The sequence below is a fragment of the Stenotrophomonas sp. 57 genome, assembly GCF_030291075.1.
Lineage (GTDB): Bacteria > Pseudomonadota > Gammaproteobacteria > Xanthomonadales > Xanthomonadaceae > Stenotrophomonas.
Genome location: NZ_CP127407.1, coordinates 2308901 through 2326893, shown reverse-complemented (window position 1 = coordinate 2326893; position 17993 = coordinate 2308901). Strand labels below are relative to the sequence as shown.

Genomic DNA, 17993 nt, shown 5'->3' with positions numbered 1-17993 from the left:
GGCGCTTGCGGCGGCTGTCTGGGGCTACGCTAGCGCGCACGGCGTTATGTATCGCCATGGCTGGGTGATGCCGATGTGAGGTGGCCGCGCCAGTTCAGTGCTCGCGCAGCGACGCCTGCAATGCGGTTGCCAGCGCCGCGTCTCCCGACACCAGATCCTGCCAGCGCAACGTAATGCCCTTGCGTCGCCCCTTCTCCACCAGCTTCAGGCCGTCTGGGTCTACAGTCAGGGTGTAGGGCTGGCCATCGATCTCCAGTTCGCGTCGCAACGGCTTGTCGAGAGGTGTCATCATCGTTTCCTTTCGGCGGCGGAGATGCGACGTCGCCGCACCGATACGTGACGGTGGTCGCGGACGTGCCATCGCCAAGGGAAATCGACGGCGCGCGTGATTCCGATCCGTGGACCAACCTCCGGGTCGGACGGAGGCGGGGTGCCATCGCTGGTGATCACGATGCCATGGTTGCCTGTCACCAGATCGGCGCCGTCGAAGCTGCGGTCCAGCCCGAAGGCCTGCGAGAGCTTGCCGGGGCCGCTGGCCAGATCGTGGTCGCGGCGCGCGGCGGGACGCAGCCTCTGCATGCGCTCCAGGCCCGCCAGCGGCTCGACGGCCCGCAGCAGCACCGCCACGCCTTCACCGACCTCTCCGCAGACCACGTTGCTGCCCCAGTGCATGCCGTAGGTGAAGTAGACATAGAGGTGGCCGGCCTCACCGAACATGCTGGCCGTGCGCGGCGTTGGCCCGCGATAGGAGTGCGCGGCGGGATCGTCGCTGCCGGCATAGGCTTCAACCTCGACGATGCGGCCAGCGCGACCATCGTCGCGCACCAGCAGCTTGTTGAGCAGCTCCGGCGCAACGTCGGTCGATGGACGCCGGTAGAAGCTGCGCGGCAGGATCTTCAGGGAGGCGGGCAACCAGTCCGGCACGGTGGTGGCAGGCTCGGGTGAAAGACCGTGGCACTGTGGCATCGATCAGGTGAAACGAGCGCAGACGCCGCGTCATTCCGGCGCAGGCGGTGCGGCCAATGCAGCGCGCCGGGCGGCATACACCTCCGGCGTCTGCGGCTTGATGAACAGTGCCACCAGTTCCGGATACTCGCGCTTCACCGCCGTTTCGATGCGGGTGATGCAGGCTTCGATCTGCGGCGTGCGCCGGTCATCCTCGAATTCCGCGCTGAGCATGGCGACGACCTGTTCCGGGCCCATCTGCATGGTGGTCACGCCATTGGCCCGGCGCAGGTCCGGATCGGTTTCGGCCACTGCCATGAGGCGCACAGCCACCGCCGGATGGGCGGGCTCTCCGACCAGCAGTCCCTTGGTCTCACGGGCCAGAAGGAAGGCAGTCGCGGCCAGCACGCCGGCGATGCAGAGCGACGCAACGCCATCAAGCACCGGCATGTCCAGCAGCTGTGCGGCCACGAGCCCGATCAGTGCGAAACCCAAGCCCAGCAGGGCCGCGCTATCCTCCAGCAGCACGGTGAAGGTGGACGGGTCCTTGCTCCGACGGAAGGCTTCGAAGTAGCCCAGTCTGCCCTTGGTACGCCGGAACTCCCGCAGCGCGACCCACCATGACGCCCCCTCGAACAGGATGGAAATGCCCAGCACGCTGTAGCTCAACGCGTGGTTTGTGGCCGGCTCCGGCCGGCGGATGTGCTGGAAGCCCTCGTAGGCCGAAACGCCGGCACCAGCAGCGAACACCAGCAGGGCGACGATGAAGCTCCAGAAGTACAACTCGCGGCCATAGCCGAATGGATGCAGGGAATCCGGCGCCTTGCCGGCGCGGCGCAGCCCGTACAGCAGCAGAAGCTCATTCAATGTGTCGACCAGCGAATGCACGCCCTCGCTGAGCATGGCCGAGCTGCCGGAGATGCCGGCGGCGATGAACTTGGCGATGGCAATGGCCAGGTTGCCGGCGAGGGCGGCGTAGATGACCAGACGGGAACCGGTGGGAGCGGACATGTCGGCGGCGGCGCGAGGCGGATGCCCGATCTTCCCGATCAGCGCGTGCCTACTGTGTGCACGGTGCGATCAGCGCCCCTCGGGATTGAGATACAAACGCGCCCCATCCGGTTCACGGTACCCCGTCCAACGCCCGCCTCCCGACGCGTGGAAGCGCCCGAAGACCGTATTGCTGGTATCGGTCAGCAGCAGTTGGTTGCCCGACAGTACCCAGCGGTTGGCCGAGAAGAAGCCCTCCGGGCAGCCGGCTGGCACATAGGCGCTGTAGCCGCCGAACCACGCCATGTTCTTCAGCTCGATGGTGCAGGTGTTGCCGTTCTCCTGGCCCAGCGTCCAGCTGCCGAACAGATCGCTGTCGCGCACATCGCGGCCGCCGCGCTGGCGGTCGTGGTGCCAGTCATCGTTGTTGTCGTGCAAGCCGAAGTCCACGCCGATCTCGTTGCTCTCGGTCCGTGATTCGGACTGCGAGCTGCCGCTGGTGGTGACCTGGGTGGTCACCGCGCTGCTGCTCTGGGTCTGGGTGGTGCTGGATTGCGTGGTCTGGTCGGTGCGGGTGGCCTATTCGCCGAAGCCAAGCGAGGGGGGCTGCGCAAGGGCAGGCAGGGCCAGGAAGCACAGCGCCGACAGGCAGCTACGGGCAAGCAGGGCAGCCATCGCGGGATCCTCGGAAGAGTGGATCCCGCGAGTATCGAACCGGTGGGGTGGGAGACGGTGTGAGGGTGCGCCGTGGGGCAGGCCAGCCAAGAGTATGCGCTGTCCGCTGGCGGCTACTGTTGGCCATTGGCCGGCTGCTCGTTGACGCCGGGAGAAGGAATGCCGGCCAGCGCCCGGTACCACCCGCAGCCAGGCATGGCCTTGCTCTATCCTTCGGGCTTCACCCTTACCACCCGTTTCCGGTACTCGTACACGTTGTCACCGCGGATGCGCTTCTCCTCGGTGCCGGTAACACGTCCCACCTGCTGGTCCGAGCCGGTGACCGGCTTGGCCTCGATCTCGGTCTCGTGCTCGAAGGAATGCGATTTGTCCGTGTTGCGGTAATAGCGGTACAGCGCCCAGTACAGCGCAGTCGCGCCGGCCGGACCTGCCGCCAACAGCCAGAGGCCACTGTCGTCGCTCATGTCGATGCCACCAGGAAGGCTATTGCGAGGGCTTCAATGACGGTGCCGGTGGCCAGTGCCGCCAGCAGCATCTTCCATTGCTGCACGGGCACACTGCCCATGGTTTCGCCGGTACGGCCGTTCACTGCGATGTAGTGCAGCATGCCACCGTTCTTCCCGGGCTGGTGGTAGGAGTACAGCCACACCGGCAGGTACATCGACACCCAGCGGGTGCCATGCACCTCCAGCTGTTCCTGTTCCCAGCGCACGCCACGGTTGTAGCGCCTCACCGAACCTTCCACCTGGGAGCGGGCGATCGACAGCAACTGGTCTTCCAGTCGCGGTCGCAGCTTCTCCACGTCCAGGTTGCGTTTCTCGGACGTGAAGCCGGCCAGGTACGAGGCGTTCCACTTCACCGCGTTCTTGGTATCGAACGGCAGGATGGTGTTGATGATGTTGTTGGTGTTGGCGCGCGTATCGAGATTCCCGCGCTCGGCCGAAGATTCCAGTGGCAGGTCATCAACGGTGAAGTCGACCTGGCGCTCGACCTGATAGACATCGGCATCGTACAGGGTGCGCTTGTTCTTCTCGCTGCCCACCGTGTATTCGCGTGTCTTGATCTCGCCCTTTCCGGCCACCGCCGCACTGACATTGCTGTCGACGATCATGTAGGGCAGGAACACGCCCACCACGTTTTCCGGGGTGAACTGGTCCTTGAAGGCCTTCAGCGCGAACATGCGGCGCTTGTCGACGAACTGGCGGATGCGCGCGACCGCATCGTCTTTCCTGATATGGAACGGCAGCACCGCATCGGGCACTGCGCCATTGGCGATCTGCTCGTTGACGCCGAATACATGCCGGCACCAGTGGCAGCGTGCCGTCATGGTGCTTTCGGTATTGACCGTGACCTCGGCACCGCAGCCGGTGCATTTGAAGGTCATCAGTGCCGAGGTGTCGGTATCGATGTCACGCGCACCCGAGGCGATGATCGTACCGCGCAGCTGGTCGATCGCCTCGCCCAGCCCGAACTCCTCCTCGACCCGCGCGCCGTGCCATTCGTGACGGCAGTACAGGCAGACCAGGATATCGGTGCCGGCTTTCGGCCGGATGTCGGTGGCCCCGCACTTGGGGCAGCGGTTGAGACCGTCCTTCAGCTCGCCGGCCGAGGTATCGATGGCAACCGGGTCGGGGGCTTCCACTTCATCGCGGATCGCCTGCGGCAGTTTCGACGTGTCCAGCGGGAAACTGCCGGGCAGGGGAGGGACGTCCTGCGGCGAACCCGGGCCATCCAGCGACGCCGCCGGCAAGGGCAGCGGCGTCGTGGGCGCGGATCCGGGCAGCGGCGGTGGGCCGTTTCGGGGATCGGACATGTTCGTTGTGCGTCCTGCTGTTACAGGCCCAATGCCTTGGCTTTCAGGGCGTCATAGTCGCCCTGGGTGATCAGGCCCAGGTCCAGCATTTCCTTGGCCTTCTTCAGCTTGGCCACCGGGTCGTCCGCCGCCGGGGCGACCGGCTGCTGCATGCCACCGACACCGAACATGCCCGAGGCCATGCCGACACCGACCAGGCCCGCTGCACCGCCGTTCTCGCCGGCCGACTGGATGCCCTGGGCGACGCTGGCCTGCAGGTTGGAATTGCCGCGCGAACCGGCCAGCGCGTCGGCGCGCTGCACGGTCTTCAGCAGTTCGCGGGTGTTGGCGTCGTATTCGATCGAAACGATGGCGGTCTTGACGATGGCCAGGCCACGGTCGGACTTCCACTGGTAGCTCTGCTCAACTGCCGCCGACAGGCTCTGCGCGAAGCCCAGCGAATCCTGCTGCAGCTTGGTGATACGGTTGCCCTTGCCCGGGTCGTTCGTGTACAGGCTGAAGGCGGGGGCCAGCGAGCCGACCACTTCATTGAACAGCTGGCTGGCGGCGGCATTGTCCAGGTCGGTGAAGTCGAACACCTGGCCCGGCTGCAGGTAGCTGGCCGGCACGAAGTTCTTCACGAACAGGATCGGGTCGACGATCTTCAGCGTGTACGAGCCACGCGTGACCGCACCGACCTGGGTGTTGAGGAAGCCGTCGTCCCAGTAGATTTCCGACTGGGTGCCGAAGCGGTTGTCCGGCAGTTCCTTCAGCGACACGAAATACGCCGCCTGCTGCGAGCCCGGCTGGCCGCCGAACTTGAAGCGCTCCCAGCTCTGCTTGATGAAGGTGCTGACCAGGCCGTCACCGGCGAAGATCGACTGCGAGTTCAGATCATCCGAGCGCCATTCGTAGCCGCCCGGCTCGGCGACGAACGCGGTGATCGCGCCGTCCTGCAACAGCAGCAGGCCGTAGCCCTCCGGCACGATGATCTTCGAACCGTTGGTGATGATGTTGGACGAACCGCTGGTGTTGGAGCCGCGGCCGGCATTGGTGCCGCGCGGCACCGCTGCGAACAGCGCAGCGGTGGACGGCAGGCCCGTCGGCACGGTGTAGAAGTCCTTCCACTGGTCGGCCAGTACACCGCCCACCGCACCTTTCACCGCCTGTACCAGACCCATGTCCAACTCCCTGTGATTCGAGGGCAGGCACCATGCCTGCCGAACGGGACTGAATATAGCAGCGGCGGAGGGCGGCAGTAGTGCCGGAAGATGAATCCGGATCAGCTCCGGCCAATGCCGCCTGGACCGGCCCGTACGGCCTGCAGCACGGCCGCCATGTCCAGCGTGCCCAATCCCGCCTGCAGCGCCTGTGCGAACAGGGCGTCGCTGGCGTTGATCAAGGGGGCATGCATGCCCACCTCACGGGCAGCTGCGGCTACCAGTCCGCTGTTCTTGTGGACATCGGTGATCGACGCCTGTACGGCGAAATCCCCGCGAACCATCTTGTCCAGCTTGATGCGCGAGACATCGCTGGCCATCGGGCCTGCGTTGACCACCTGCGCGAAGCGGTCCAGCGGGATGCCATGCGCTTCGGCGAAATGCACAGCCTCGGCCAGCCCGGTGACCAGCGTGATCAGGTACAGGTTCACCGCCAGCTTCATGCGCAACGCGGACGGCACTGCGCCACAGCACACCGTCTGCCGGCCCATGGGTGTGACCAGCGGGGCGGCCGCCGCAAGGTCGGCCTCGGCACCCGCCAGCAGGATCACCAGTTGCGCCGCTTCGGCCTGCACGCGTGAGCCGGAGACCGGCGCCTCCACGTAGCGGCCGCCCGCGACACGGATCTCATCGGACAGCGCCTGCGAGTACGCTGCCGAGCTGGTACCCATGTTGATCAGCAGGCGGCCTTCAACGCGCTCGCCAAACGCCGCGCCATGCCGATCGAGCACGCTGTCGATGGCATCGTCATTGGCCAGCATCAGGATGAGGCTGTCACAGGTCGCGAATACCTCGCCCACTGCCTTGCAGACGTCGACGCCTGCGGCGCGCGCGGCAGCATTGTTGCGCTGGGAGCGCGACCAGCCGCATACCTCGTAACCTGCGCGAGCCAGATGGGCCGCCATGGGCGTACCCATCACTCCAAGTCCCAGGAATCCGATGCGCATGATGGACGTCCGCTGGCCGCAGAGCGCCCATCATGCCATGGGCAGTGGCGGCTAGAGCATGTACGGAATCTTGAACGCCAGGGTGAAGTCCGGCGCATCCGGGGTCAGTCCGATGCCGAGCAGGGTCACCAGCGTGGTGTGCGGGTTCAGCGCGTAGGTCACGCCCAGATTCAGGGACGCCGCATTGGCATCGCTGCCGATTACCTTCATCCACCTGCCCCCCTGGAAGCGGGTGGAGGCACGGGCACTGATGCGGTCGCTGAAGGACAGGCTGAGGCTGGTGCGTTCGTTGAAGGCAAACGCCACGCCTGCGCCGAAATACACTGAACCCCCCAGCTTCACCTCGCCCGGATTGACGGTGTCGGGGTTGCTGTCAATGTCATTGAAGCCACGCGGGAAGGAGTGCACGTAGCCCAGGTTGGCGAACAGGATCGCCGGGTCTGCCGTCTTCACCATCGACAGGCCGACATTGGCCTGCCACACACCGTTGCCGGTGGGCTGCTCTTTCGGCACGGCGAAGCGGATGTAATCGTCGTTGTCGCGCTCGATCACCTTCCAGTCCAGCCCGTAGGGCGCGCGCCCGGTCGGCGCGGTCACGCCTGCGGTCAGCACCGTCTCGGGGCGCCAGCCGCGCTCGCTGAACAGACGGTAGTTCGCACTCACGCCGATGTCGCCCAGGCCATTGCCATTGGTTTCCTCCTGCGCGATCGCCGCTGCGGCACCGCCGGCACCGCCCTTCTGGTAGACCGTGCGTCGCGCAAGGTAGGGCACGTCCAGATTCAGGGTCAGGTTCGGGCTCACCCCCCAACGTGCCGCCAGGTTGTAGGTGAGTGAATCGGACTCCACGTTCTCGATGGCGATGTTGCCAAGGAAGATCGCGTCCAGCGCCAGAAAGCCGTTGAGAGTGAGCTGCTTGCGGTCGTAGCGGGCGTAGGTGAGGCTGTTCTCGATGGTGAAGCGGCGCGAGAACAGGGCCGATTGCTGCTGCTTCACATCGTCCACGCTGCGTCGCGATTCCTGCCTGGCCTGCTGTGCCTCGGCCGCCGTGCTGGCGTAGCCCTCGCCATTGGGCGGCACGGCCGCCCCTCCCTGAAGCGTCGAGCCAGGCTCGACCGCCGTACCCGTTGCCGCCGCCGTTGCCGGCCCGGTGGCCCCCGTGCGTCCACTCAATCGCGCCTGCATCGCCTGGACCTGCATGTCCAGCTCGCGCAGCCGCCGTACTTCCTGTGCGTAGTTGCTCTTCAACTGTTCCAGTTGGTTTGCCAAGGCCTGCATATCGGCGTTGTCGTCGGCCGTCGGAGGCGCGGCGAGGGCGGTGCCCGCCAGCGCCGCCAGCGCCAACGGGGTGATCCTCAGAAGGGTATGCATGTTCGTGTCCTGCGTTGTGGAACGCGTCCCCCAAATGCCGCGCCGGTGTTACTGGCCCGGCCCCATGCCGCGGTTCAGCGCAATCGCCTGGGCCACGTTCTGGCTCAACGGCAGGTTGCCGCCCGCGGAACCACGCACCAGCTCCAGCCGCAGCTGGTTGCTGGCTGCCTGGCCGTCACCGGCCAGGGCAATGCCCTGGCCGACGCTGCCATTGCGTATCCATTGCTGCACCAGCCCCTGGCCGTCCACCTGCAACAGCAGGCGTGCCTGGTTGCCCACCAGCACGGCACTGGCACTGACGCCGGCCCGCTGCGCGCTGGCCGAGTGCTGGCCATCCGCCTGTGCCTCGGGCACGGTGCCGTCACGCACCACCAGCGTGGTGGTATTGCGTGCCACGTTGCCATCGCCGGCGACCTGCACGCTCTGCACCAGACCACTGGCGTTGGCCAGGCCGCCGCTGTCGATGCTGCGGCCGTGTGTATCCGGCATCGGTGCGTCGGCGGCGGTGACATGCACGCTGGGCTGGAAGCTCAATTTCGGCGTGCCGCCGCCGCGGAAATCCATGCCCAGCGTCAGTGTGCCCTGCAGGGCCGCGCCGTTGCTGGCCTGCCATTGCGACACCATGGTCACCCCGAACCAGGCCACGGTATTGCCGCCCACCGTATAGCGGCCACGCATCAGGTTCAGTTCGGAGTCCGGAATTTCCTTCAGGCCGTGCCCGGGGGTGCCGTCCGCTGCGTGCACGGGCAGAGCAGGGGTGGCAAGCAACAGGACCATCAGCAAGGGGCGGCGGAACATGGCGGAGCCTCCTTCAGAACAGGTCGGCATGGCTGAAGCCGAAGTCGACCAGCTCGGCATCGGTGATCGGCCCCTGTCGCGCGAAGAGCGCGCGGGCACTGGGCCTCTCGCTGGGTTGCAGCAAGGCCGTGTTGCGATCGAAATCACTGCCGATCACCACGAACACGGCGCGTGACGGCCACGCCGCCAGGAACTCCGGTAGGGTCAGGCTGCGGTTGCCGAGGATCGGATCGGCCACTTCAACGAAGCCCTGGTGGACCTGCTTGAGCACCACGAAATGGCGGAAGCCGCGCACATCCATCAGCACCAGGCCGGGAACGCGCAGCGTGCGCAGGCGCTGTTCGTCGATGCGATAGCCGCGTCCTCGCATGCCCAGCGATTCCACGTAGCGCTTGATGTCGAGCAGCGAGAAGCCGCGCTCGGCGACCAGCGCCGGGTCGGATACCCCCATCATCCCTTCGATCACCGTCGCCTCGTCGGTGTCCAGGTGGTACGCGTGGCGCAGGATAGTCGCCAACGCCGCAGCCCCGCAGCTGTAATCGGTGTGCTGGCGCACCACGTTGCGATAGCGCCGCTCCTGCATGCTTTCCACCTTCTGCGGCAGCAGCGCGCCATTGGGCAGCACGCCACTGAAGCGCACCTCGCCGGCCCACGCCGACGCGGCGACCAGTACCAGCAGGCAGGACAGCAGGCGCATCGAAAGACGGCAACGGCTCATCACGGTCTCCGGCAGCAGGGGGGAGCCCCTGTTCCAGGGGGAGGAGGAACAGGGGCTCCCGGGAACCCGGCCATTGGCGGACGGCCGGGGTGTTGCGCTTACTCGCCGCTGCCACCACCGCCGCCGGTGCTGGGCTGGGCGACTGCCAGGGCCAGGCTGTTGGCCTGCAGGTTGCCGGTACCGGAGGCCACGTTCACGCCGATGTTGCCGGAGGCGCCGGAGAAGGCGCTGCCGGACAATGCCGAGGTATTGGTGGCATCCACGTTCACCCAGCGCGTGGTGCTGACCGTGCCGCTCAGGCTGGCATACAGGTCGGCCACGCCCAGTTCGACGAACTGGCTGGTGCCGCTTTCACGCGTATCGAAGCCCAGGCCGCCCACCCCCGGCCGGTTGGGGTTCATCGTGGCGTTCTGGATCCCGCTGTCCAGGTCGATGTGGCCGGTGCTGTTGCCACCCGGATGCGGCAGTTCGCCGTTCCACGTATCCAGGTAGTAATTGGCCATCTGGTAGGCGTTGCCGGTGCCGCGGTAGGTGCCGGCGCCATAGGCCAGGGTCAGGCCGCTGACGCCACCATGCATGCCCACCTGCACGGTATCGGTGTAGGACCGCACGAAGCCGGCGTTGCTGACCGAGTTGCCGGTGGAGACCTGGTTGGAGCTGATGCTGGACTGCGCCACAGCGGTGGTGGCCACCGAGGCGGCGAGCGCGTTCTTCTGCTCGTTGTTGTTGCCCGAGGCGATGTTCACCCCGATGTTGCCGGATGCGCCGCCGAAGGCATTGCCACCGAGGCTGGCGGCGTTGGTGACGCCCGCGTTCTGGGTGACGTTACCGAACCCGGCCTGGTTGACGAACACCTCGGCGTCGGCCATGCCGAAGCTGAAGGAGGCGTCGGCCGCGGACAGCGATGCGGCATTGTCCTGTGCGTTGTTGTCGCCGGACACCACGTTGAAGCCGAGGTTGCCCGATGCACCGGCGCCTACGCTGTCACCGATCGAAGCACGGTTGGTGACCAGGCTGTTGCTGGTGGCGTTGTTGCTGATCGACTGGCGGTTGTCGATCACCGCGATGGCTGCAGAGTCCAGATCGATGTCGCCGGAGATGGTGGGATCACCCGAGAAGTTGACATCGCTGCTCAGGCGCAGGTCCTTCTCCAGGTTCACGTCCACGCCGTGATTGTTCTTCTCCTTGCGTTCGTCGGCCTGGATGGTGCTGTGCTTCTGCACGTTGACGTTGACGGTGCGGTTGCGCACGTCGTTGTCGGTGTGGTTGTGCGTGTCGTTGCGGGTCTCGCTGACGGTGTGGTTGTGGTTGATGTTCGCGTTGGCGTTCTGGTTGTCCCAGCCATTGGCCGCAGCGGCGGTCGAGGCAGTGGCAATCGCCATGGCGAGCATGGTCCGTTTGACGGTCGCTTTCATGGTGCCCTCTCTCTCATCAGGTGGTACATCGGTTGGGTGGTTGTCACGGGCGGTCCTGCACGACCAGGCCCAGCACATTGGCCGTGTCGTTGCCGCTGCCCGCGATCTGATTGAGTTGCAGGACCCCGTCGAATCCCCGCAGCGCGGTGCTGGCTACACCGACGCTGCGGGTCCCCGTCGCAACGCCGCGACCGGCGTCGTCCCGCCCCCCTGCCAACGCGGAACCTTCGGCGGCCAAGGCCACGTCGTCGGTTTCGCGTATGCCCTGTCGGGCCAGCGTCGCGCTGACGACGTTGAGCGTCGTGTTGGCGATGCCGCTGGCCTGGTTGATGGATGCAATGCCGCTGGCGCCGGCCAGTGCTTCACCGTCGATGACGGCGGTGGCCTGCAGCGGTGCGCCCAGCACCCGGTTGCCACGCTGCAGTTGCTGGGCGTTGATCGCCACGTCGGCACGCTCGCCATTGGCGATACCGCGCAGGTTGGCCTGCACGTTGAGGTCGCCGGCGGCCTGGTTCACGGCGATGGCACCCGTCGCCCCGGCCAGTGCGCGGCCGTCGATGCGGGCCACGTCCAGATAGGCGAGCATACCGCTGTAGTCATCGGCCATCGCCATCCACGGCGTGGCGATGAACGCCAGCAGCGGCCAGTGCAGGCACTTCATTTGCCACCGGCCGGGGCAGTGCCCTGCAGCGGGAACTGGGCAAGGGCGCCGCGCACCGTATCGCTGATGCCACGGGTGCTGCTGCCAACCGCGCCGAGCGGGCCACCCATGGCAGCACCGAGGCTGCTGCCGACCATGCCATCGCCGCTGCGCCCAACCGTGCCACCAAGTGCCTGCTGCGTTACGCGCTCTACCGTGGTGCCCTGGGGCGCTGCGGGTGTGCCGGCGTGGCCCGCTCCCATGCCGGCATAGTCCTCATCGCTCAATTCGTCCATGCCGTTCGTCGTGCCGCCGGCGCCCAATGCGGTGGCGATCTCGCGCTGTGGCTTCGGGTCGGCAATCAGCGCCATGCCCGGTGGTGCCATGCGATAGGCTGGCCGCGCGGGTACGTCCCGCAACAGAACGATTTCGCCCGGCTGCGCCTTCACGCCCTGGCGGGCGCCGGACGCGGATGCGCCCGTGGCAATCGACAGCAGGGCTATTGCCAATGCTGCGGCCAGGCCGCGAATCAGGGTGGTACCGTCCATGCCGATCTCCCGCGATGGGTGCGGCGGAACCACGCATCAACCGTGCCAACTTGAAAGTGCCCACCCGCCAATGTCGGGACCGTGCAGCACCTGACCGCGGTGCTGCCACGGTGTTACAGGCAGGTCGGGGAATCGTTGGGATTTCGAAGCCCGAAGCGCCGCAGGGCAAGGGCGGGAGGCCACTGTCGCACCGGTGTTACAGGTGGCGCCGCCGTCTGCAACGGTGCCGGTTCAGCCACAGATTTCTTGACGCATTGCTCATTGCGCCGCCGTTTAGGGAAGCGCTAGGATCCGCCCAACAAGGGCCGCCCCGGTGGCCGTAGAGGTCCCGGCGGGGGGCGGCACGCCGGCGATTGCCTGACAGTCCGCCGACGGTGTCCGGATGCTGGGGGAAGCATGGCGGCGGTCCCGGAGGCTTCTACGTCACGATGCGTGCTCTGGTTCGGTGAGCCGCTGGACGGCGAGCGCAGTGCGCTGGCGGCGGCGGGCTGGCATGTGCGCAGCATCCGTCCAGACCCCGCCATGGCAATTGGCCTGCGTGGTCGCGACCGCCTGCTCGCCGTGCTTGATCTTCGCCAGTTTGATGCATCGGCACTGCAGTTGCTTGCGCCGTGGATCGAGCAGCACCAGCATCTGCCCTGGCTGGCGGTGCTTCCGCCCGGCGCAGGGCCGACCCCCGCCGCGTGGTTGCCACTGCTGCAGGCCTGCGTGGCACGATTCACGCTGCCGTTCGGCCTGCAGGATCTCGTGGCTGCCATGCGGCAGCAGTTCGAAGCGGACGATCCACCCGCCAATGCAGCCTGCACGGCGCAGGGGCCGCGCGCCTTGATCGGCGAAAGCCCGGCACTGCACGCAGTGCGCACGGTGCTGCACAAGTTCGCGCCGGTTGAACTGCCGGTGCTGGTTACAGGTGAGACCGGCACGGGCAAGGAACTGGCCGCGCATGCCCTGCACGCGCTGTCCGGTCGCGCTGGCAAGCCGTTCATCGCCATCAACTGCGGCGCCATTCCTGCCAACCTGGTGCAGTCCGAACTGTTCGGCCACGAACGTGGTGCGTTCACCGGGGCCGACAAGCGCCAGATCGGCGTCTTCGAATCGGCCCATGGCGGCACTGTCTTCCTGGACGAAGTGGGCGACCTGCCTGCGGAGGCGCAGACCAGCCTGCTGCGCGTGCTGCAGGAGGGCACCTTCGAACGCGTTGGCAGCAGCCAACCGTTGCGTGCGGATGTAAGGGTGCTGGCTGCCACCCACGTGGAGCTGGAGCATGCGGTGGCGCAGGGGCGTTTCCGCAGTGACCTCTATTACCGCTTGAATGTGCTGCGCCTGCTGATGCCACCGTTGCGCGAACGGGGTGCCGACGTACAGTTGCTGGCCGAACACTTCCTGCGCTGCTTCCGGTTGCGCTACAGCGTGCGTGCACGGGGATTCTCGCCAACGGCGATACAGGTCATGCGGCGCTTCGGATGGCCCGGCAATGTGCGCGAACTGCTCAACCGCGTGCAGCGGGCAGCGATCATGGCCGAAGGCGAGCTGATCAGCGAGCGTGACCTGGAGCTGGGCGAGCCCGTGCACGCGCTGCCCGGTGCGATGCTGCATGACGCGCGTGGCCAGGCCGAGCGCGATGTGCTGCTGCAGACCCTGCGACAGACCGGGTACAACGTGTCCGAGTGTGCACGGCAGATGCAGATTTCGCGGGTGACGGTGTACCGGCTGTGCCGCAAGCACCGGCTGGACCTGCCTGCGCAGCGCTGAGACGGGTTGATGGCGGCCGCCGCCCCACCCACGCTTCGTCCAATGCCCTCGTGTGCTGCAGTGCCTGACATGAGCCCGAGCCCCGAACTGGTGCGACGCCTGCTGCGCGCCAAGGACCGGATGGACCGGATGGACCGGAGCAGCCATGAGGATTGGCCGGTGGGCCGCCTGGCAGAGGTCAGTGCGGTGTCGCCGGCGCACTTCGCGCGTTCGTTCAAGCAGGCCTTCGGTCTTCCGCCACACCTGTAGCTGTTTACCGGGCTGCGCCTGTTTGCGCCGCATTACGCCGGGAAATGCCGCAGCACCGGGGTGGGTGCCGCGGGTTGACCCAGGGTCAGGCGACCGCATCGGCGGCGTAGGCCGCCAGCAGCGCAGGAAGATCTTCCATGCGCTGGAAGATCACCTGGGCTCCCGCCGCGCGCAGCGCCCCGGGCGTACTGTGGTGCGGGCCACCTTCACTGAAGCCGAACACGGTGGCACCTGCAGCAACTCCCGCAGTGGCACCGGTGACAGTGTCTTCAATGACCGCGCAACGCTTCGGGTCCACGCCCAGCGCCGCCGCAGCAGCCAGATAGACGTCCGGATGCGGCTTGGTGTTCGGCATGTCCTGGCCGCTGAACACATGGCCATTGAATGCGTCGAGAATGCCGACCTTGCCCAGCTGCAGCCGCACCTTGTGCAGATCGGCGCCGGAGGCGCAGGCAATGCGACCACCGGTCGCCACGGCGATCGCACGCACCGCCTCCGGCGCGCCGCGGATCGCCTGCAGGTCACGTTCCAGCGCACGATTGCGCTGCTGGCGGAACTGCTCCAGCCATTCCTCGGTGAACGGCTTGCCGGTGCGCTCTTCGATCAGCCCGGCCAGATGGGCCACGGACTGGCCGAGAAAGACTTCGCCGGCCTGTGCCGGGGTCAGCGGCCAGCCGCGTTCGGTCAGCATCTCCGAGAGCACGCGAGCCACCAGCGGCTCGGAATCGACCAGTACGCCGTCGCAGTCGAACAGCACGGCATCAAAGGGGAAACGGGACATCTACTACTCCGGGCACAGCCAAAGGGACGACGTGGCCGCTATTTTCCCATAGCGGGGCGGGCAGGGCACGCGGGTTGGACGGGCGCTAGACTGCCGGGACAACCCGCCCAGCGGCTGGACCGGAATACGCCTTGAACCGATTGCGATCATTCCTCCATGCCTACCCCATCCAGTTCGCGATGGCCGCCATGCTCTATGTCCTCTGCCTGCACCTGCCCGTCACCCTTCGCGTGGTCGAATTCGCGTACCGCCTGGGGCCGCCGGAGACGTCACGTGACGCTGGCTACGCGCTGGCTGAACTCGGTTTCAGGCTGAGTCTCTTCTCGGGGGCCGCGGTACTGGTGTCGACGCTGCTGTTCGGGCGTCGCGGCGCGCTGCAGATCCGGCGCCCGGTGATCGCTTCGGTCGCCTTTTTCGGGGCGCTCATCGCGCTGGATCGCGCGATGCGCATTCCGTTGGCGCAGTTGCGGTTTCCCATCTACAGCGTCGCCGCCATCAGCCTGATGGAACTTGTGCATGCACTCGTCCTCACGCTGCTGGCATTGATGCCAGCACTGCTGATGCAGCGGCGCACAGGTACCGAGGGCGTGCACCATCACCTCATCCACGCCAGCATGGCCGCTGCGTTGACGCTGGTGGCCGGCAACTGCCTGCTCCCGATCCTGGCGATGCAGCTGCCCATGGGAATCCCGCATGGCGAGTTCATCATGCCCGTTGCCGACGGCGCTGCGCAGCTGGCGATTGCAGGCCTGGCCCTGCTGGTGGCCTGCGCACTGGCCGCGTTTGCCGGCCTGTGGGCCAGCCCACCGTCGCCGGAAGCGGCATCGACGGTGCGCAGGATGATGGTGTCCCTGATCCTGCTTGCCACAGCCCTGTTGATCAGCCTGGCCAGTCTGGCGTACCTGCTGGGTGCGCTGTCGGCTGCGGCACCGACGATATGGCGCGGGCTGGTCCTGGCCCTGGTCGTCGGCACCGCATTGCAGTTCCTGTCTGCCAGAGTGCTGGCGTCACGGGTGCTGCGCGTGCAGGTACCGTGATGTTGTTCCGCCCAGCGATCAGCCCAGGTCGCAGCCGGCCGGTTGCGGCCAGGTGGTGGCCGGCAGCATGTTCTTCAGCGATGCCGGGGCGTTGATCGCCACGTAGCTGGCACCCAGCAGTTCCTCCAGATCGGCGATGGTGACCAGGTAGCTGTCCAGGCTGCCGAGGTTCGCTTCATTGGGGATGATCCAGCTGATCGCCTTGGCGGTACCGGTATTCGGGTCGCGGGTGATGATCGTTTTCCAGAAGAACTCCGGCGTCGGGATGCCGTGGCTGGAAAGGAAGTAGTCGTTGGAGGCGTCGCCGTAGACCACACCACCATAGACATCCACCGGCGCGATGTCGCGGTAGCACTCTGCCACGTTCTCGGCCTTCACCCAGATGCCCTGGTTGAAGCTGGAGACCTGCGGAACGATGTTGGTCATGTAGTTGGCGCGGCGGATGTAGGTCGCGTTGTAATCCATGTGATTGGAGGTCACCAGATGGCCCCGGTCATAGCCGGACTTGATGCTGGCGTAGGAGGCGGTGCTGTTCTGCCCGAGGCAGCCGGCCGGCAGGTCCGGGTCCTTGTAGAAGCTGGACGGCCGCGCGGCCGAACCAGTGTCTGCCGTCAGGGTGTACTCGTAGCGGGTGGCGCTGTGGATGCTGCAGTCGTAGGTGAGCACGAAGCCGCCCTTGTTGAGGGTGACGACCTGGGCCTGGGCAGCGCCGGCGACGGCACTGAGGACGAACGCGAGGAAGAAGCTTGCAAGGCGCATTGCGGTTCTCCAGCAGAAGTTCAGGGCGCAGCCGTCCACCACGACCGTGCCGAAGCGGGGTCATGTGGAGACGGTGCGGAGTCGGGTACTGCGGATTGCGGTAGGACGTGACCGCGTTGTTGGGCTGCTGAGGCCCTGCGGTGTCGTAAGCGTCACAAGCTGTCGTCTTTCGGTCAACGACGAAAAGACGAAGCTGTGACCGCCCGCAAGCACTGGAGAGGTGTCAGATCACACGGCGCGTGGATGACACGTGCGCGTGCTAAGCGTCCGGAAGGTGTGTCACCTGCATGCCCGACGCTGCGGCGGCGAGCATTACAAGGACGCTTCCTGCCCTTCGTCCGACGCAAGGCATGCGGCCTTGCTCTGCTCGGTCGAGTCCGCAATGACCGCCTCGCCGAAACCGCTGCGGCTTAACCACAGGCGATTCCAGCGGACCAGTGCATCGCCGTCGCGTGCCCAGCAGGCAAAGCGGGTGATCGTCTCCAGGTTGTCGACAGTCGGGTAGCGCTGCGCGATGTCGTCCAGGCCCTGGCGCATCAGCGGCCAATCGGGCTTTGCGTTGCGGAAGTCATGGGCCGAGTATGCGGTCGATGACCAGTACAGTCGCGCATAGCGCATGGCGCGCTTCTTCTTCGGCGCACTGGCCATCGAGTGCCGGGCGAATGCTTCCATCTTCTGCGCGCTGCCACCCCAGGCCGGCGTGAAGTGCTGCATGGCAATCAAGTGAAGTGGCTCGTAGTCGGGGAACGCCTTCGCTGCGCGATCGACGAGCGCCAGTAGTTCGTCGTCTTCAGCGTTCTCGCGCAATGCGATCAGTACGCTCATTTCGTGCCAGAACGGGTCGCCGCCGGCAACACCCTCATGCGACTGCAGGTAGGCCTGCGATACAGCGTTGTACTCATGGAACCGAGCCCAGTCTTCGGCCTTGACGGCATTGGAATATCCGTCGCCACGGTAGCTCCAGGCCAGATTGAGCGGAATCCGCGCGGTCATCAGGTGGGCCGTCGGAGACGCTGGCGCATGCTGGACCCAACGCGCTGCCCAGGCAGACCAGTCGTTCCAGGCCTGTATCTCCTGCCGCGCCGTGCCGATCGCACGCGACATGCAGATGTAGAAGCGACCCAGCCGGGATTCGCCGGCGGCGTCGAGCTCGCCCGTGCGCAAGCGAGAGGCCATCGCATCGAGTGCGGAGAAGTCGTCGTTGGCCATCAACTGCGCAATTCCGGCGCAGTCGTTCGTCGATTCGGGCGCATCCCCCGCCAGCGCTGAATGGGCGAACAGACAGGTCACGCTGGAGAGCGTGCCGACGAAGAGCATCGTGCGCATCGGGGGGGCGTCCTTGGCTTTGATGGGCGTCTG

At 66.4% G+C, this 17993-nt stretch carries 19 protein-coding genes and 1 pseudogene; 3 read left to right on the top strand and 17 right to left on the bottom strand.

Annotation, left to right across the window (positions count from 1 at the left end; all coding sequences use genetic code 11):
- Window positions 1-94: 94 nt before the first annotated feature.
- The 14 genes from QP512_RS10720 to QP512_RS10655 all read right to left on the bottom strand — a co-directional run bounded on the left by QP512_RS10720 (window position 95) and on the right by QP512_RS10655 (window position 12056).
- A complete protein-coding gene (locus tag QP512_RS10720) occupies window positions 95-289 on the bottom strand; it encodes a hypothetical protein (protein WP_286068462.1) in 195 nt (64 codons plus the stop codon).
- Complete coding sequence (locus QP512_RS10715; protein WP_286072034.1) at window positions 289-924, bottom strand: DNA-3-methyladenine glycosylase; 636 nt, start codon at window positions 922-924, stop codon at window positions 289-291. The genes QP512_RS10720 and QP512_RS10715 overlap by 1 nt, the downstream gene beginning before the upstream one ends.
- A gap of 72 nt (window positions 925-996) precedes the next feature.
- Complete coding sequence (locus QP512_RS10710; protein WP_286068461.1) at window positions 997-1956, bottom strand: cation diffusion facilitator family transporter; 960 nt, start codon at window positions 1954-1956, stop codon at window positions 997-999.
- A gap of 69 nt (window positions 1957-2025) precedes the next feature.
- Window positions 2026-2454 (bottom strand): AprI/Inh family metalloprotease inhibitor, encoded by a 429-nt coding sequence (locus tag QP512_RS10705; RefSeq protein WP_286068459.1) that lies wholly within the window; start codon window positions 2452-2454, stop codon window positions 2026-2028.
- Between the two features lie 362 nt (window positions 2455-2816).
- Window positions 2817-3074 (bottom strand): hypothetical protein, encoded by a 258-nt coding sequence (locus QP512_RS10700; RefSeq protein ID WP_286068458.1) that lies wholly within the window; start codon window positions 3072-3074, stop codon window positions 2817-2819.
- Entirely contained in the window at window positions 3071-4423 is a 1353-nt protein-coding gene (locus QP512_RS10695) for a TFIIB-type zinc ribbon-containing protein (RefSeq protein ID WP_286068457.1), read from the bottom strand. The genes QP512_RS10700 and QP512_RS10695 overlap by 4 nt, the downstream gene beginning before the upstream one ends.
- 20 nt (window positions 4424-4443) lie before the next feature.
- Window positions 4444-5583: an SPFH domain-containing protein gene (locus QP512_RS10690; RefSeq protein ID WP_286068456.1), complete on the bottom strand. Its 1140-nt coding sequence runs from the start codon at window positions 5581-5583 to the stop codon at window positions 4444-4446.
- A 101-nt stretch (window positions 5584-5684) separates the two neighbouring features.
- Entirely contained in the window at window positions 5685-6527 is an 843-nt protein-coding gene (locus QP512_RS10685; protein ID WP_345783084.1) for an NAD(P)-dependent oxidoreductase, read from the bottom strand.
- A gap of 93 nt (window positions 6528-6620) precedes the next feature.
- A complete protein-coding gene (locus QP512_RS10680) occupies window positions 6621-7937 on the bottom strand; it encodes a transporter (RefSeq protein ID WP_286068455.1) in 1317 nt (438 codons plus the stop codon).
- A 48-nt stretch (window positions 7938-7985) separates the two neighbouring features.
- Window positions 7986-8735, bottom strand: coding sequence for a hypothetical protein (locus tag QP512_RS10675; RefSeq protein WP_286068454.1), 750 nt, complete (start codon window positions 8733-8735; stop codon window positions 7986-7988).
- 13 nt (window positions 8736-8748) lie between these two features.
- Complete coding sequence (locus QP512_RS10670; protein WP_286068452.1) at window positions 8749-9453, bottom strand: C39 family peptidase; 705 nt, start codon at window positions 9451-9453, stop codon at window positions 8749-8751.
- 98 nt (window positions 9454-9551) lie between these two features.
- On the bottom strand, window positions 9552-10868 hold the full coding sequence (locus QP512_RS10665) for an adhesin (RefSeq protein WP_286068451.1): 1317 nt from the start codon (window positions 10866-10868) through the stop codon (window positions 9552-9554).
- A gap of 43 nt (window positions 10869-10911) precedes the next feature.
- Window positions 10912-11529: a hypothetical protein gene (locus tag QP512_RS10660; RefSeq protein WP_286068450.1), complete on the bottom strand. Its 618-nt coding sequence runs from the start codon at window positions 11527-11529 to the stop codon at window positions 10912-10914.
- Window positions 11526-12056: a hypothetical protein gene (locus tag QP512_RS10655; protein ID WP_286068449.1), complete on the bottom strand. Its 531-nt coding sequence runs from the start codon at window positions 12054-12056 to the stop codon at window positions 11526-11528. Before QP512_RS10655 ends, QP512_RS10660 begins: the two co-directional genes overlap by 4 nt.
- A 396-nt stretch (window positions 12057-12452) precedes the next feature.
- On the opposite strand from QP512_RS10655, the gene QP512_RS10650 reads away from it, so the two are divergent.
- The gene (locus tag QP512_RS10650; RefSeq protein WP_286068448.1) at window positions 12453-13808 is read left to right on the top strand and encodes a sigma-54 dependent transcriptional regulator; all 1356 of its coding nucleotides are present in this window, start codon (window positions 12453-12455) and stop codon (window positions 13806-13808) included.
- Window positions 13809-13877: 69 nt separating this feature from the next.
- Window positions 13878-14051: pseudogene (locus QP512_RS10645) on the top strand (helix-turn-helix transcriptional regulator); the annotation flags it as partial.
- Window positions 14052-14142: 91 nt separating this feature from the next.
- Here the strand turns inward: QP512_RS10645 and QP512_RS10640 are convergent.
- The gene (locus QP512_RS10640; protein WP_286068447.1) at window positions 14143-14838 is read right to left on the bottom strand and encodes an HAD family phosphatase; all 696 of its coding nucleotides are present in this window, start codon (window positions 14836-14838) and stop codon (window positions 14143-14145) included.
- Between the two features lie 131 nt (window positions 14839-14969).
- On the opposite strand from QP512_RS10640, the gene QP512_RS10635 reads away from it, so the two are divergent.
- Window positions 14970-15875 (top strand): hypothetical protein, encoded by a 906-nt coding sequence (locus tag QP512_RS10635; protein ID WP_286068446.1) that lies wholly within the window; start codon window positions 14970-14972, stop codon window positions 15873-15875.
- A gap of 18 nt (window positions 15876-15893) precedes the next feature.
- On the opposite strand, the gene QP512_RS10630 is transcribed toward QP512_RS10635, so the two are convergent.
- Window positions 15894-16634: a DNA/RNA non-specific endonuclease gene (locus tag QP512_RS10630; RefSeq protein ID WP_286068445.1), complete on the bottom strand. Its 741-nt coding sequence runs from the start codon at window positions 16632-16634 to the stop codon at window positions 15894-15896.
- A gap of 312 nt (window positions 16635-16946) precedes the next feature.
- Window positions 16947-17960, bottom strand: a complete 1014-nt coding sequence (locus QP512_RS10625; RefSeq protein WP_286068444.1) for a hypothetical protein — start codon at window positions 17958-17960, stop codon at window positions 16947-16949.
- Between the last annotated feature and the right edge of the window lie 33 nt (window positions 17961-17993).